This window comes from Arthrobacter glacialis (assembly GCF_002909415.1).
GTDB classification, from domain to species: Bacteria; Actinomycetota; Actinomycetes; order Actinomycetales; family Micrococcaceae; genus Specibacter; species Specibacter glacialis.
Map to the genome: position 1 here is coordinate 329,858 of NZ_PPXB01000004.1, position 13,627 is coordinate 343,484.

A 13,627-nucleotide genomic window follows, 5' to 3' on the forward strand; every position below is an offset into this window, starting at 1 on the left:
ATTGCTGTTTCCTAGCCGGTGTGTCGAGACTGGATCGTTACTGTTACCCGCCTGGCCCTGCGGTGCAGGGCCCATCCTGAAGCACCTATGCCTTTTCGGCGTTGCGGTTGTCGGCACGCCAGCGGATGCCGGCGTCGATGAAGTCGTCGATTTCGCCGTCGAGCACGGCGGCAGCGTTGCCAACTTCGTGTTCCGTGCGCAGGTCCTTGACCATTTGGTAGGGGTTGAGCACGTAGGAGCGCATCTGGTCCCCCCACGACGCCTTCACATCCCCGGCCATGGCCTTCTTCGTGGCGTCTTCCTCAGCCTTTTTCAGCAGCAGCAGGCGCGATTGCAGCACACGCATGGCGGCGGCACGGTTTTGGATCTGCGACTTCTCATTCTGCATGGACACCACAGTGCCCGTGGGGAGGTGAGTCAGGCGCACGGCAGAGTCGGTGGTGTTCACGGACTGCCCGCCGGGGCCCGAGGACCGGAACACGTCTACACGAATGTCGTTGTCGGGAATCTCGATGCTGTCCGTCGTCTCAATGAGCGGAATAACTTCAACGGCGGCAAAGGAGGTTTGGCGCCGGCCCTGGTTGTCGAAGGGGCTGATCCGGACTAGGCGGTGCGTGCCGGCTTCAACGCTCAAGGTGCCAAATGCGTAGGGCGCCTTGACTTCAAAGGTGGCGGATTTGAGCCCGGCCTCTTCGGCATAGGAGGTGTCCAGAACAGCCGTGGGGTAGCCGTGGCGTTCGGCCCAGCGCAGGTACATGCGCAGCAACATTTGGGCAAAGTCTGCGGCGTCCACGCCACCGGCGCCGGAGCGGATGGTGATAACGGCTTCGCGCTCGTCGTACTCCCCCGCCAACAGGGTGACAATTTCCAAATCCTGCAGGGACTTTTGCAGCCCCGGGAGGTCTTTGGCCGCTTCGGCGAGAGAATCGGCGTCGCCCTCGTCCTGGGCCAGCTCAACCAAGACCTCAAGGTCATCGATCCGGGCTTCCAGGGTGCGCAACTTTTCAAGTTTTGACTGGGCATGGCTGAGCTTGGAGGTGACCTTCTGCGCCGCGGCGGGGTCATCCCACAGATTGGGTGAGCCAGCCTGGTCGGACAGATCCTCAATATCCTCCAGGAGCTTCTCCACCTCGGAGACTTGCTCGATGGAGGTATAGGTTGCGCGTAACGCGCGGATCTCTGCGGGAAAATCGATCTCTGCCATGGTATTCAAGCCTACGGCATACGCGGCGGTCTGGGCGGCGATCCCCTGTGCCGGTGTCACAGCAACAGATTGGCGCGGGCCGTGCTTGTCACCGTGATGGAGATGCCCTCAGGCACCAGAAAGTTGATGAACAGGGGATGCACGACGCCGGTGATGCTCACCTGCGCGGTTCGCCCGTCATCGGCCCCCGTGGCCGATTCAAGGACAACGTTGCTGATCTGCTCCGGCTCCGGGATGCTGCCCAGGTAGTTTTGGGCCGCGGCAAGCACACCCTGGTTGGTGAGCAGCGTGCCCGGGTCGCTGTTGGCGCTGCCGCCGTTGAGCTCAAAGGTGTCAGCGGCTGCGAGCGCGGCACTGTCAGCCATGGAGAGCAGTTTTTTCTGGCCGAGGTACAGGCTGCCGGCGGCGGACACCACCGTGACTATCAGCAGCGCCAGCAGGACGTAGCCAATCAGGAGCACCATGACTTGGCCTTCCGTGTTGCCGGCTTGGGCCGCCGCCCTGTCCGCCGCGGGTGCCGCGGGCGTGCTGGCCGGTGTGGGCGTTTTGTTTGGCGCCGTCATCTAAACCGGCCTACTTTCTGGGTGGCAGTCGAGTCCACTGTGGCGGCGTTGGCGTTAACGCCGGGCACTGCCCCCACCACGGGCAGTTCCACCCGCAACTGCACATGCGCACTGACGGTTGTGCCCGGCGTGAGGCAGCCGGCACTGCAGCTAATGGTCAGTTCGGCAGCGCCCGCGTCAAAGCCCATGTCTTGGACGGCCAGCCGGACTGCTTGTTCCGCAGCCAGCTGCGCGGCGGGGAGGTCGGGCTCCATGACAAACACTTTGGCTGCTTGATCTGCCGCACCCACCACGGCGTAGGCCCCGCCCTGGATCTGGCCCACGGTCAGGATCAGGTACGCCACTGGCACCATCAGAAGCACTGCCAAAAAGATGAACTCGACAATGGCACTGCCCTCTTCTGCCCTCGAAGCTGGCAGGGTGCTACTTCGCAATGACTGCATGGCCGCTCATCTCCAGGGAACGGGCCGGACCAAAGAGCCCTATCAACGGCAGCGGGGCGGTAATGGACACCCGCAAAACGTCCAGCCCGTTCTGGGTTTCCACGCTGACCGAGACGTCCTGAACAAAGTTCGGTCCCAGCGCGGTACCCACCAGATGGGCGGCCCGTTCCTGGGCGTCAGCTGCCGTCCTATCCCCCAACGCACCATATCTGGCAGCCGAGGATGCGGCGTCGGCCACGGTGTTGCGAACGTGCAGGGCCAATGCCAGTTGGAGCAGGGCCACGAATATCACTGTGACCAGTGCGCCCACCAGAACAAAGTCCACCACTGCCGCACCTGTCTCCCGCAGGCCAGAGCGGACCGTCGATGCTCTTAGGGCTGGACCTGGTCCATGGCCTGGTTGAAGAGTCTTTCCAGTGCCGGTCCCGCGATGGCCAGCAGCCCGGCCACCAGCACCGCGCTCATCAAGGTGATGAGCACCCAACCTGGCACATCGCCACGTGTTCGCTGCACTGCCGGACGCAAGGAAAATTGGGGAAATTGCTGGCTCAGGCGCCGTGTCAACGTCTTGAGCAAGTGTTTTCCCACGATGAGCGCCGCCACCCCCAGCCCCAGTATTTTGTTCATGATGATTCCTCTCCGAATAGTGCTGCGTGAGTTCCTGTGGTGCTGGTCTAGCTAGGTTTGTGGGCATGTTCATTAGAAGCCAAGTTGCAAGAGTGCCAGGCCCGGGAAAACGGCAAAAACCACCGTCAGCGGGAGCACGCCAAAAATGAGTGGAACCATCATGGCAATCTCTTTGCGCCCCGCCGATTCCATCAGCTCCCGCTTGGCCACATCACGGACGTCCTGGGCTTGGGCGCGAAGTACCTCTGCCAGTGGCGTACCCCTGTTGACGGCCACAGTGATCCCGTCGACAAAGCGCGCCAGGGCCCCAACATTCACGCGCTCGGAAAACTGGTTCAGGGCTTCCACCAACGGCATGCCGGTGCGTGTTTGGGCTAGGACCTTGCCAAACTCGCCAGAGAGGACCCCGTTGGAGGTGCGCGCCACCCGCTCCAGTGCACTGGCTGCGCTTTCCCCCGCCCCCACAGCCAAGGCCATGAGTTCTGCCAGTGCCGGGAATTCGGCCAGCATTCGTGTTTGCCGGCGTCGGATCGCGGAGCCGAGCAGGTAGTCGTAGAGCAGGTAACCGCCCACCATGGGGCCGATGGTCAACGTCACTGCTCCCATGGCGTTGATGTTGCCCTGCCACAAAAGCACAAGCGAGAGGAGAATTCCGGCGATGAGCCACACTCCGGCAAATAGGAGTTGCTTGGCCCGGAATTCCAGGGCGGTCTCGCTGCGTCCGGCCTGGTCCAGCCGGGCGCTGAGCCCGTGGACGCTGACGTTGAAGCGCCCCAGCCTGTGCGCGGCATCGGAGAGGAGCAGCCGAAGGATCCGCTCAAGCGGGCCAAACAGCGTGCGGTCATCGTCGTTGTCCAGGAGTTTGGACCGGCTGGCCACCGAGCGAAGTTGTGGTTCGACGCGCTGGGCAAAGCTGGGTTTGCGCATGGCAGGGAGCCTGACAAGGGTCAGCCACAAGCCCACGCCCAGGCTCAGCCCGGCGGCGATGACAACCAGCAAATGACCGTTCATTGCAACACCCGCTGTTCTTGCGGCAGTGCACCGATGCGCAGCATGACCCGGTAACAGATCACCGAGATCAGCAGTCCGCCACCCAGCACAGCCCACCCTGCTGGGGAGTTGTACGCGGCGATGGCCTCGGGTCTGGTGGCCATCAGCATCAGGACCAGCCACGGTGCTGCCACGGCCAACCGGGCGGCATTGACCGTCCAGGATTGCCTGGCTTCGAGTTCGCTCCGTGTCCTGGCGTGGTCACGCAGAAATTCAGAGAGCGTCCCCAACAGCTTGCCCAGATCCGATCCGCCCACATCCCGGGTCAGCCGCAGAGCCTCAATGATTCTGTCTGCCACGGGGTCTGACAGCCTGGCCTTGAGTTTTTGCAGGGCACCCTCAAATTGACCCGTCGCCCGGTAGTCCGCCCCAAAGGACTGAAATTCTGCACGCAACTGCTCGGGGCCCTTGGCACCCAGCTGGACCAAAGCCTCGGGCAAGGACAGGCCCGCCCTGATGGCTGAGCGCAGGTGGTCCACAACCTCGGGCCAGAGTTCGCGCATGACTGCGCTCCGGCGTCGTGCCCTGGCACGCAACAGGGCGAAGGGCACATAGCCGCTCAGCAGCGCCAAACACGCGGCGATGGCGGGCGCCCCCGTGAGCACAAGGACCAGCAGCGCCACCAGCGCAGCGAGCCCGGCTGCACTGGCCACCAGGGAAGCCGGGGTGACTTGGGGCAGCCCTGCCTGCGCCAGCAGTTGCGCCACTTTGCTGGCATGCCCCGGAGACATCTGCCGCGCCGGCGCACTCCAACAGGCGCTCCAGATCAGGAACAACCCCATCCCGGCCAGCAGCCCCACCAGGGCTGACACTAGGAATCCCCCATGAGCGTGGCCACGCTGTAGCCGGCGGCGGCGAATTTCTCCGGTGCCGGCATGGCAGTCTCTGAGGCGCTCAGGATGCCGTTGACGGTGCTAAACACCATCGCCGACTCGATAATGCCGTTCTCCACCCGGCGGCCCAAGGCCAGAATTTGGCCCACGCTGCGTTTGCCATTGGGCGCCCTGACACAGTGCACCACCAGATCGATGCAAGCGGCCACAGTTGGCACCACAAAGGCTGCTGTAATGTTCTCGCCGGCCAACAGTGGCAGGGTGCAAATTTTCACAACGGCATCGTGGGCCGAATTGGCATGAACACTAGCCATCCCGGGAAGGCCACTATTCAGGGCAATTAACATGTCCAGGCTCTCCGCCTCACGCACCTCACCCACAATGAGCCTGTCCGGGCGCATGCGCAACGCCTCCTTGACCAGACGCCGCAGCGGGATTTCACCGGCACCCTCTAAATTGGGCTGGCGGCATTGCAGCCCCACCACATCCCGCAGGGGCAGTCTCAGCTCAAAGATTTCCTCCACGGTGACCACCCGCTCGCGTGAACCAATCCCTGCGGCAAGGCAGTTCAGCATGGTGGTTTTGCCGGCTTGGGTGGCGCCGGAGACCAGAATGTTCAATCCACTGCTGACGGCGGCACCCAGAAACCGGGCGGCCTGCGGGGTCAGGGAACCCAACTCAACCAGGTGGTCAAGCCGGCTGGCCCGGGCCGTAAATTTGCGGATGTTCACGGCCCAGTGGTTCTTGGTGATGTCGGGAATCACCACGTGCAAACGGCTACCATCCGGGAGGGCGGCATCCACAAAGGGCGAGCTGAGATCCAGCCGCCGGCCGGAACTTTTCAACATCCGTTCCACCAGGTCCCGCACTTGCTGTGCGGTGAAGGTGACGCCTGTCAGTTCCGACTCCCCGTGCCGTGCCACAAATACCTGGTTCGGGGCGTTAATCCATATTTCTTCTATGTCAGGATCATCGAGGAAGGGCTGGAGTGCACCGAAACCGGCGACGGCGTTAAACACGTGCCGTCTGGCATCCTCGCCCTGGGCGAGGGCTGGGACAGCGCCCAGCAGTGACCGTTCACCATAGTCGTTGACGGCTGCATCCACCAGCTCGCGCACCTCGGGGCCCTGCCGGAGCGGATCAAGGCCTTTGCGGCGGATGAGTTCACGGACTTCATCCTCAACCAGTGCCAGTGCATCCACTCAAACCACTCCCGCCCCTTCGCGGCGCTCCCCTACCCTGTGTTCAGGAGCCTAGCCCCCGGATATGGGTAGCACCAGTGGCAAAAAGCAATCTGTGGACAACTCTTGCCTGACTGTGTCGTGCTGGTGCCTGTTTTGACTCTTACGACGGAAACAATCACCGGCCGTCACAACCGCTTCAAGCCGCACCACCATGGATCTCGTCTTGGAAAGCTAATTCATGGACCAGCCGGTGGCAGCCCGAAAATCGCGGTCGAACACTGGGTCAAGCGTTTTCATATAGGTTGCCGTGACATGGTTGTCGTCCTTGTAGACGATGACGTTTCCAATGACCGCCGGACACATGGTGCTATTGCAGAAGTTCTCAGTCAAATCCAGGAACGTCGTATTTGGCAGCGACCCTGCCACAGCATCGGTAGGCGAAGCGGGCTGGTATAGCTCGGCTCTTGGCGCGTCGCATGCCGTGAAGTCGTTGGGGTTTTGCTCTAGGCAAGCAGGGACGCTTTGCGCAAAGCGCGGCGTGTCCCGCAAGGCAACAACCTTAATGCCAGCCGCATTGAGTGCCGATACTTCATCAACCCACGTTGGATCAAGGCGTTCTGCAACCCCTACGGCAGTGTCGGTTCGAGTGCTGGTCGTCACCACCAAATCGGGCTTGGCAGCAAGAACTTCTGCCATGGTTTCCTTATTGAAATCCACGCAGCTATCTGAGATTCCTGCTGTAGTGTCCGTTCCAAGGGGGCAATACCCCTTGGTTATGGAAGTGACGCTCCAATTATTCTTCTCCGCCATGGCCAGAATGGGCGTATTGAGCACGTGCGCGTGTGAACTTCCAATCACAAAGACGCTCTTTGACCCGTTAGTCACCTCATTCGTGCAACGGTTGATGAGTTCTTCAGCGTCGGACTCGCACGACCCTGAGAATGTGGGCCAATCACCCGCGACAGCCGTAAATGTCGGAAGGAGGGGCGAACCCGGTTCAGACTGATCCACGTATCCAGACCAGAGAGATGCTGCACCGGGATTATTCTTACTGGACCCAGCCAACAGTGAATTGTTGACATTGGTGACGTGCACCTGCCAAGCGGTCAGAGGCAGAGCCACAATAGAGACACACACAACAATCACAGTGAGTGCACGGCGGCGTTTTTGTTCAATCCATTTATTGCGGCGCAAGGGCGTGTCAACCCACTTTGTCATTGCCCATGCCGCAAGGATTGAGGCCACAATGATGGCCAGTCCTGCCTTGGGTCCGGCCTGGTCTCGTCCTGACGCAACGAGGAAGACGACAAGAATGGGCCAATGGAAAAGGTACAGGGCGTAGGAACTGTCGCCAAGTTTGACGAGGGGTTTCATGCTGAGGAATCTGTCGGCGCCAAATTTACTATTAGTAAATCCGGCAACAATGATGCATGCTGCCGCCAACGTGGGCCACAGGGCCATATAGCCAGGGAACTGTTGACCCACCTGCAGGACAAGTCCGCAAGCCAACATCGCGACGACACCCAGCCAGCCCAGGACTACTCGTGTTCCTCGGCTGAATTGAAGATACGGCAAAACCAAGGCGAGAAGGGAACCCAAAGCGAATTCCCAGAGCCGGGCCCTGGTATCAAAGTAGGCAAATGTCTGGTTGGTATTTGTCGTGATGATCGAGAATATGAGGGAGCTGGCGAAGACCGCGCCGAACATGTAGAGCAATAGCACCCGTACTCGCAAGCGGAAAACACGTGCAAGGATTGCTGCGCCAGCAAAAATGAGCGGCCAAAGGATGAAAATTTGTCCCTGGATCGACAGGGACCAGAAGTGTTGCAGGGGGCTGGCTACACTGTGGTCAGCTGCGTAGTAATCCACAGCTTCAGAGGCGAGAAACCAGTTCTGATAGTAGAACAAGGACGCCCACGTTTGGCCAAAAATACTGCTCCACCTGGATTCGGGCAGAAACAAGTAGGTGGCGCCGAGGGTGGCCAACAACGTCACGGCGATCATTGGCAGGAGGCGTTTGAATAGGTGAACCCAGTATTTGAGTAGTTCCAACGCGTTGCCTGATTCAAGCTTTCGCGTGAACTGGCCTGTCAACAAGAATGCTGACACCAGAAGAAAGATATCGACTCCGCCGGAAATACGGCCAAACCAGACATGGTAGGCAACCACCATAAGCACTGCCAAGGCTCGCAAGCCTTGGACTTCTGGAAGAAACTTCCGGCCCGTCGTCTCCGACATTGGAGCACGCTTAGATGCTGCTCTTCTCCCCTTGGCTCCCAGCTTCTGGATGGTGCCCTGCGTCATAAATTGATACCCCTAGATGATTTTGCTGCCAAACCTGCAGCATCGATCCCCCCGTCTAGTATACCAATTCGTTACCAACCGTTCACATAAAGGGATCAAGTTCACATGCTACTCACAGGCGCCGCCCCAGCCCCTGGAATCCCTTGTTTGGCCATGCCTGACGGCCTGATCAGGCGTCAGCGTGGCACTTGCTGGCCGTTGCCGAAATGTGTTTTGGCTTCGGCCTCTCTCAGCCGAACCACATTCAGCGCACTCGGGTTTTTGCCCCTGGCCGACAGCCACAAGGTTGTGAGCATCCACCCCGCCCTCGGATCCATGCGCAACAAACAAGTGCAACGCACCTCACTCCTGTGGCCTGCTACCCGGCAATCGCCTTGGCATAGGTAGCCTCATATTGAGAGACAAAGGCAGCACGTCCACAATGGTCCACGCAAATAGTTCGGATCGTCGCCGGATCATAGGAATCAAAGTCCTTCCGGATCCGCACCATGGCCTCGCCAAGTTCTGCCAGGCTGTCAATGCCAGCCAATAAGCCGTTGCTTTCAACAACCGCGTTCGTGCCGGCCCACGTAGCTGTTGAGACCAACGGCAGCCCACAAGCCATGGCTTCCCAGAGGACGGTACCAAAGGCTTCGGCAGCACTGGGCAGCACAAAAACATGGGCAGAGCTGAACTCCGCCACAATCCCATTCCGTGGAACGGCCCCGATGAAGTCCACTTTTTTTGCGATTCCCAGCCTGCCAGCAAGGGCTTCCAAGGCCGCCTTGTGAACCGAATCCCCGGCGATCCTCAGCCGGACGTTGTCAACATTGCTGAATTGCTCTGCAAAAGCCTCAATGAGCAGGTCCACGCGCTTGCCCGGATCCAGATGTGAAACGTGACCAAAGACGAAAGGGCCTTGGGGAACATCACGAGTGGCAATATCCTGAAATTGAGGGCTGAGAAGGCCCGGTATGTATTGCCACTTGTCCGGAGCAATTCCGTAAGCCTCATTGAGCACTGGCACAAACCCCCGGGCAACGGCGACAAGCGCCGAGGCGGCATACGCCGCCCGGCGCCCATGCACACCACTCCATTTTTCTTGGAGCCGCCCCACGGATGAAGGCCTGTGCTCAGTGACAATGAAGGGAATCCCAAATTCGTCAGACAGCGCGTGCGCCACGATTCCCGCCGGGAACATGGCGTGGGCATGCAGGACATCCGGCAACCCATTTTCGCTGATGTACCGGGTGAGCAGCACACGCCATGCGTGCAGGAGGACCCGTTCGTTTCCGCCAGGAACTTTGGGAAAGGGCAGCACCTTGTCCAGCCGGTACGTGGAGATCCCTGATTCAACGCTGCGGCGAATACCGGGCGCCCGGCCACGCAGTTGCGCCGGCGAATAGATGGGGATGCCCTTGACACTGACAACACCAACATCGTGACCGGCAAGCGCCACCGCTTGAGCCTGTTCGATGAAGAAACTGCCGGAAAAGTCAGTCTCGTCTGCTGGGTACCAAGACGGTAAAAACAGAACGTGCATTTCCTGTGGTCCCCTAAATTTTTTGGTGGCGGTCTGTGACATTCTACGTGTGGGCGCGGAGGCCTCCACTGCACGGGTGCCCACATGGGCGGTGAGAGAATAGCGGAATGCCTCTCGAGTCTCCCATCCTTGCCCGCAGTCAATGGCGAACCCACACCGTTTCCGCTACAACAACCCTCTGGGTCATGGGTGATGCATCCTGTGACGCCCAGCTGTGCCGGCTGATGGACGACGTCGACTCCCTCACCGAAGGCCTCCGAACGGTTGCCGGGCATTTTGCGGCAGTGGTTGTTGGCCCGGAAAGGATTCTCCTCATTGAGGACCCCATTCGCAGTTTCCCGATCTTTTACACCGTGACGGGCAATGTTGCCCGAGTTTCCGACGGCGTTTCAGCCTTGGCCGGCTCGGGCCCCGACTATGTGGCTGACTACGACTCACGGATCGAATTCCGTCATGGGGCCTACGTAGCGGGAAGCAACACTGTCCACGCAGACGTGCGTCAAGTTCAAGCCGGTGAACTCGTGACCATCAGCGCCACAGGCGACATTTCACAGAATTTTTACCGTCAAATCCAGTATTCTGCCCTACGTCTGGAAGAAACGGCCGCCGTTGACGCACACTTCACCGCCGCCCTGGATGCCTCCATGTCCAGGCTCCTGGCCCACGCCAAGGGGCGCCAGCTGGTGGTGCCCCTCAGCGGCGGCCTGGATTCACGGCTGTTGAGTGTCTATCTCAAGGACGCCGGCTACACCAATGTTGTGAATTTCACCTACGGCACCGGCAAAACACGCGAGGTGCTGATCAGCGAGCAAGTGGCCGCTGCCCTGGACCAAAAATGGCTTTTCTGCCGCTACGACGAGGCAACAATCCGCGATGCCTGGGACACCCCGGAAACCGCCGACTTCATTGAGTTCACCCATGCCGGAGCCTCACTGCCACATATTCAAGACTGGTACGCAGTTCGCTGGCTCAAGGAGGAGGGCCTGATTGACGACGACGCCATTTTCTTGCCGGGGCACACCATTGTGGGCAATATGCATGACGACGCCATCCTTGAGGCTGAAAGCACATCCAGGGACGACATCAAGGAACTGATACTGAAGCACCACTACACACTGCAGCCGGACAATGGCGCAGCCCACAGGAACGTGCGCCTGACAAGAACCATTGATGCCTTTTTGGACCAGATTGGCTATGACGGCTCAGCAGTGTCACGGCTGACAGCGTTGGAGTACTGGAATGTCCGTGAGCGCCAAACCAAGTACATCAATAACTCCGTGCGAAACTACGAGTTCTTTGGCTATGACTGGGCCTTGCCCATGTTGGACAGGGAAGTCTACCTGGCATGGGGGGACTTGCACCCCAACATCACGCGCAACCGGGACTGGTATGAAGGCTATGTCAACCGGCGGTACGGGGCCACAACCGGTCAGGACTTGGGAACTTTTGCCCCCACCGACGTCCCGAAAAGCCGTCGGGATGCCGTTAAGCGCATCTTGGGTCGCGTTGGGCTGCTCCGGGTCGTCGAAGGGTTTGTCACGGCACGGGCCGTGCAGAATCACCCCATGGGATTCAATTGGTTTGTTCAGGGCATGAGCCCCGCCGAACTCTTCGCATACACACGCAGCGGCGGAAATCTGCTGGGCGCTTACGCCGATGAATTTCTAACAGACACCTGGAACAGTCATTGCCGGCTTTTCACTCCGGAAGATACTTTTCACTAAGCTGGAATCATGCGAATTCTCAGTGTTGTTGGCGCGCGTCCCCAATTCATCAAACTAGCCCCCATCGCCACCGCCATGCGGGGCCGGGCGGAACACCTGATCGCGCACACCGGACAGCACTATGACGAGCTCATGAGCGATGTCTTCTTTCAGGACCTGGGCATTCCAGCCCCGGATTTCAACCTTGGTGTGGGTTCGGGCAAACATGGAGCTCAGACAGGTGCCATGTTGGCCGGATTGGAAGAGATTATCGAAGGATCCGCACCGGATTGCGTCTTGGTCTACGGTGATACCAATTCCACGCTGGCTGCGGCCATTGCGGCAACCAAGCTTCATGTGCCCGTGGCACATTTGGAGGCAGGCTTGCGTTCCTTCAACCGCCGGATGCCGGAGGAACACAACCGTGTCCTGACAGACCACAGTGCAGACCTGTTGCTGGCTCCCACCCAAGTGGCCATGGACCATCTGGCCCACGAGGGCCTCGCCGCCCGATCCGTGCTTGTTGGCGACGTCATGACGGATGTGCTTTTCGCGGTGCGGGACTCCCTGGGCGATTCCGCTGCGCCGCTCCCAGCGGGCCTGGTCCCGGGAGAATACTATGTCGCCACCATCCACCGCCCGGACAACACTGATTCCCCTGCCAGGCTGGCTGCGATCATTGATGAATTGGCTTCCCTGGACAAACCCGTGCTCCTTTTGGCGCATCCACGGCTGCGCAGCCTGGCCGAACAGCATGGCATCACCTTGGGCCGCGGGAGCATAATTCCGAGCCCCCCGCTGTCCTATCCCCACCTCATCAATGCGGCAAGGAACTCCGCCGGAGTGGTCACCGACTCGGGAGGCCTGCAAAAAGAAGCGTTCCTGCTGCGTGTGCCGTGCACCACCATCCGCCCGGAGACCGAATGGGTTGAAACCGTTGAACTCGGCTGGAATGCCCTGGTCAGCGACGATCTGACACGCTTGGCCAGCACTGTTCGGCGGCCTGCTCCTGCCCCAAGCGATGCCTCACCCTATGGCGATGGTCAGGCGGCCGGTCGTTCTGTGGCCGCAATCCTGACCGCCTTTGGCGGCTGACATCACAGCAGCCGGACGCCTGATCCACGTCTATTGCTAAATTTATCCGTGGGATACTGGTTGGGTGAGTCGAACTTGGATTGTTATCCCGATGTACAACGAGGCAACTGTGGTCGCCGACGTCATCAAGGGTCTTCATTCCGAATTCAGCCACATAGTCTGCATCGACGACGGCAGCACTGACGGATCGCCAGCTGTTGCCCGTGCTGCCGGGGCTGTGGTGGTGGAGCATCCCGTGAACCTGGGACAGGGGGCCGCCCTGCAAACAGGCTTGCACTATGCCCTGCTCGATCCGGGGACCACCGAGATTGTCACCTTCGACGCCGATGGACAGCATCAGGTGTCGGATGCGAAGGACATGGTTTCCAGAATTCGGTCCGGCGAAGCACAAGTTGTCTTGGGCTCTCGATTCTTGGATGACCGCACCCAGGTCTCCGCCCTGAAGAGATTGGTGCTGCGAGTGGCCGCACTGCAATCACGGATGGCCACGGGCATGGCGCTCACCGACGCTCACAATGGTTTGCGCGCGTTTGACGCCGGGACCGCAGCAAAGATCAACCTAACCCAAAACCGCATGGCGCATGCTTCCGAACTCATTCACCAGTTGTCCGACATCAAGCCACGCTGGGTGGAACATCCTGTGAAGATTATCTACACCGACTATTCCAAGGCCAAGGGCCAGTCACTGCTCAATTCGGTCAACATCCTCGCGGACCTTCTTTTTAGGTAACACCATGCAGATCATCGTTCAGATAGCGCTCGTTCTGGCTGTCATCATCGTCTCCGTGGCCCTGATGCGCGGCGGTTCCAATGCCCGCAATCTGGCCATCCGGCGGATGATGCTGGTCCTGTTTGCCTGCGTCGCGGCGTTTTCCGTCTTCTTTCCGGTGGCCCTCACCAGACTTGCACAATTCCTGGGCATCGGGCGTGGAACAGACTTAGTTCTCTATGCCCTGATTGTGAGTTTTCTGGTGTTCGTGGCCACCAACAACCACCGGTTCCGGCAGGCGGAAAAATCAATCACCAGGCTTTCCCGCCATGTGGCTCTCGAAGAAGCCGAGAAGCCGTGGCTGAGCAAACAGGACGAATCGTAACCGGC

General features: G+C 59.8%; 14 protein-coding genes. 4 read left to right on the forward strand and 10 right to left on the reverse strand.

Features of this window, described 5'->3' with window-relative positions:
* Positions 1 to 85: 85 nt before the first annotated feature.
* From prfB to CVS28_RS06840, 10 genes are all read right to left on the reverse strand, one after another.
* Complete coding sequence (gene prfB, locus CVS28_RS06795) at positions 86 to 1,204, reverse strand: peptide chain release factor 2 (RefSeq protein ID WP_103464622.1); 1,119 nt, start codon at positions 1,202 to 1,204, stop codon at positions 86 to 88.
* A 56-nt stretch (positions 1,205 to 1,260) separates the two neighbouring features.
* Positions 1,261 to 1,668: a pilus assembly protein TadG-related protein gene (locus CVS28_RS06800; protein ID WP_243399735.1), complete on the reverse strand. Its 408-nt coding sequence runs from the start codon at positions 1,666 to 1,668 to the stop codon at positions 1,261 to 1,263.
* Between the two features lie 95 nt (positions 1,669 to 1,763).
* Complete coding sequence (locus CVS28_RS06805; RefSeq protein ID WP_165788088.1) at positions 1,764 to 2,210, reverse strand: hypothetical protein; 447 nt, start codon at positions 2,208 to 2,210, stop codon at positions 1,764 to 1,766.
* Entirely contained in the window at positions 2,191 to 2,538 is a 348-nt protein-coding gene (locus CVS28_RS06810) for a TadE/TadG family type IV pilus assembly protein (RefSeq protein WP_103464623.1), read from the reverse strand. The genes CVS28_RS06805 and CVS28_RS06810 overlap by 20 nt, the downstream gene beginning before the upstream one ends.
* Positions 2,539 to 2,582: 44 nt before the next feature.
* Positions 2,583 to 2,837, reverse strand: a complete 255-nt coding sequence (locus tag CVS28_RS06815) for a hypothetical protein (RefSeq protein ID WP_243399736.1) — start codon at positions 2,835 to 2,837, stop codon at positions 2,583 to 2,585.
* A gap of 72 nt (positions 2,838 to 2,909) precedes the next feature.
* Positions 2,910 to 3,848 carry a type II secretion system F family protein gene (locus CVS28_RS06820; protein ID WP_103481066.1) on the reverse strand — a complete coding sequence of 313 codons (939 nt, stop codon included), beginning with the start codon at positions 3,846 to 3,848 and terminating at the stop codon, positions 2,910 to 2,912.
* Entirely contained in the window at positions 3,845 to 4,699 is an 855-nt protein-coding gene (locus CVS28_RS06825; RefSeq protein WP_103464625.1) for a type II secretion system F family protein, read from the reverse strand. The genes CVS28_RS06820 and CVS28_RS06825 overlap by 4 nt, the downstream gene beginning before the upstream one ends.
* Positions 4,699 to 5,922, reverse strand: coding sequence for a TadA family conjugal transfer-associated ATPase (locus CVS28_RS06830; protein ID WP_103481067.1), 1,224 nt, complete (start codon positions 5,920 to 5,922; stop codon positions 4,699 to 4,701). The genes CVS28_RS06825 and CVS28_RS06830 overlap by 1 nt, the downstream gene beginning before the upstream one ends.
* 213 nt (positions 5,923 to 6,135) lie before the next feature.
* On the reverse strand, positions 6,136 to 8,208 hold the full coding sequence (locus CVS28_RS06835) for an acyltransferase family protein (RefSeq protein ID WP_103481068.1): 2,073 nt from the start codon (positions 8,206 to 8,208) through the stop codon (positions 6,136 to 6,138).
* 358 nt (positions 8,209 to 8,566) lie between these two features.
* A complete protein-coding gene (locus CVS28_RS06840) occupies positions 8,567 to 9,730 on the reverse strand; it encodes a glycosyltransferase (RefSeq protein WP_165788089.1) in 1,164 nt (387 codons plus the stop codon).
* 107 nt (positions 9,731 to 9,837) lie between these two features.
* On the opposite strand from CVS28_RS06840, the gene CVS28_RS06845 reads away from it, so the two are divergent.
* From CVS28_RS06845 to CVS28_RS06860, 4 genes are all read left to right on the forward strand, one after another.
* Complete coding sequence (locus CVS28_RS06845; RefSeq protein WP_133159075.1) at positions 9,838 to 11,454, forward strand: hypothetical protein; 1,617 nt, start codon at positions 9,838 to 9,840, stop codon at positions 11,452 to 11,454.
* A 9-nt stretch (positions 11,455 to 11,463) separates the two neighbouring features.
* Positions 11,464 to 12,528, forward strand: coding sequence for a non-hydrolyzing UDP-N-acetylglucosamine 2-epimerase (gene wecB / locus CVS28_RS06850; protein WP_103464630.1), 1,065 nt, complete (start codon positions 11,464 to 11,466; stop codon positions 12,526 to 12,528).
* Positions 12,529 to 12,592: 64 nt separating this feature from the next.
* Positions 12,593 to 13,258, forward strand: a complete 666-nt coding sequence (locus tag CVS28_RS06855; protein ID WP_243399737.1) for a glycosyltransferase family 2 protein — start codon at positions 12,593 to 12,595, stop codon at positions 13,256 to 13,258.
* Positions 13,259 to 13,262: 4 nt separating this feature from the next.
* Entirely contained in the window at positions 13,263 to 13,622 is a 360-nt protein-coding gene (locus tag CVS28_RS06860) for a DUF2304 domain-containing protein (RefSeq protein ID WP_103464632.1), read from the forward strand.
* Positions 13,623 to 13,627 lie beyond the last annotated feature (5 nt).

Bases quoted from the DNA above. Each gene is read 5' to 3' on its own strand.
- prfB (WP_103464622.1), bottom strand. From the start codon at position 1,204: ATGGCAGAGATCGATTTTCCCGCAGAGATCCGCGCGTTACGCGCAACC.
- CVS28_RS06800 (WP_243399735.1), bottom strand. From the start codon at position 1,668: ATGGTGCTCCTGATTGGCTACGTCCTGCTGGCGCTGCTGATAGTCACG.
- CVS28_RS06805 (WP_165788088.1), bottom strand. From the start codon at position 2,210: ATGCAGTCATTGCGAAGTAGCACCCTGCCAGCTTCGAGGGCAGAAGAG.
- CVS28_RS06815 (WP_243399736.1), bottom strand. From the start codon at position 2,837: ATGAACAAAATACTGGGGCTGGGGGTGGCGGCGCTCATCGTGGGAAAA.
- CVS28_RS06820 (WP_103481066.1), bottom strand. From the start codon at position 3,848: ATGAACGGTCATTTGCTGGTTGTCATCGCCGCCGGGCTGAGCCTGGGC.
- CVS28_RS06835 (WP_103481068.1), bottom strand. From the start codon at position 8,208: ATGACGCAGGGCACCATCCAGAAGCTGGGAGCCAAGGGGAGAAGAGCA.
- CVS28_RS06840 (WP_165788089.1), bottom strand. From the start codon at position 9,730: ATGCACGTTCTGTTTTTACCGTCTTGGTACCCAGCAGACGAGACTGAC.
- CVS28_RS06845 (WP_133159075.1), top strand. From the start codon at position 9,838: ATGCCTCTCGAGTCTCCCATCCTTGCCCGCAGTCAATGGCGAACCCAC.
- wecB (WP_103464630.1), top strand. From the start codon at position 11,464: ATGCGAATTCTCAGTGTTGTTGGCGCGCGTCCCCAATTCATCAAACTA.
- CVS28_RS06860 (WP_103464632.1), top strand. From the start codon at position 13,263: ATGCAGATCATCGTTCAGATAGCGCTCGTTCTGGCTGTCATCATCGTC.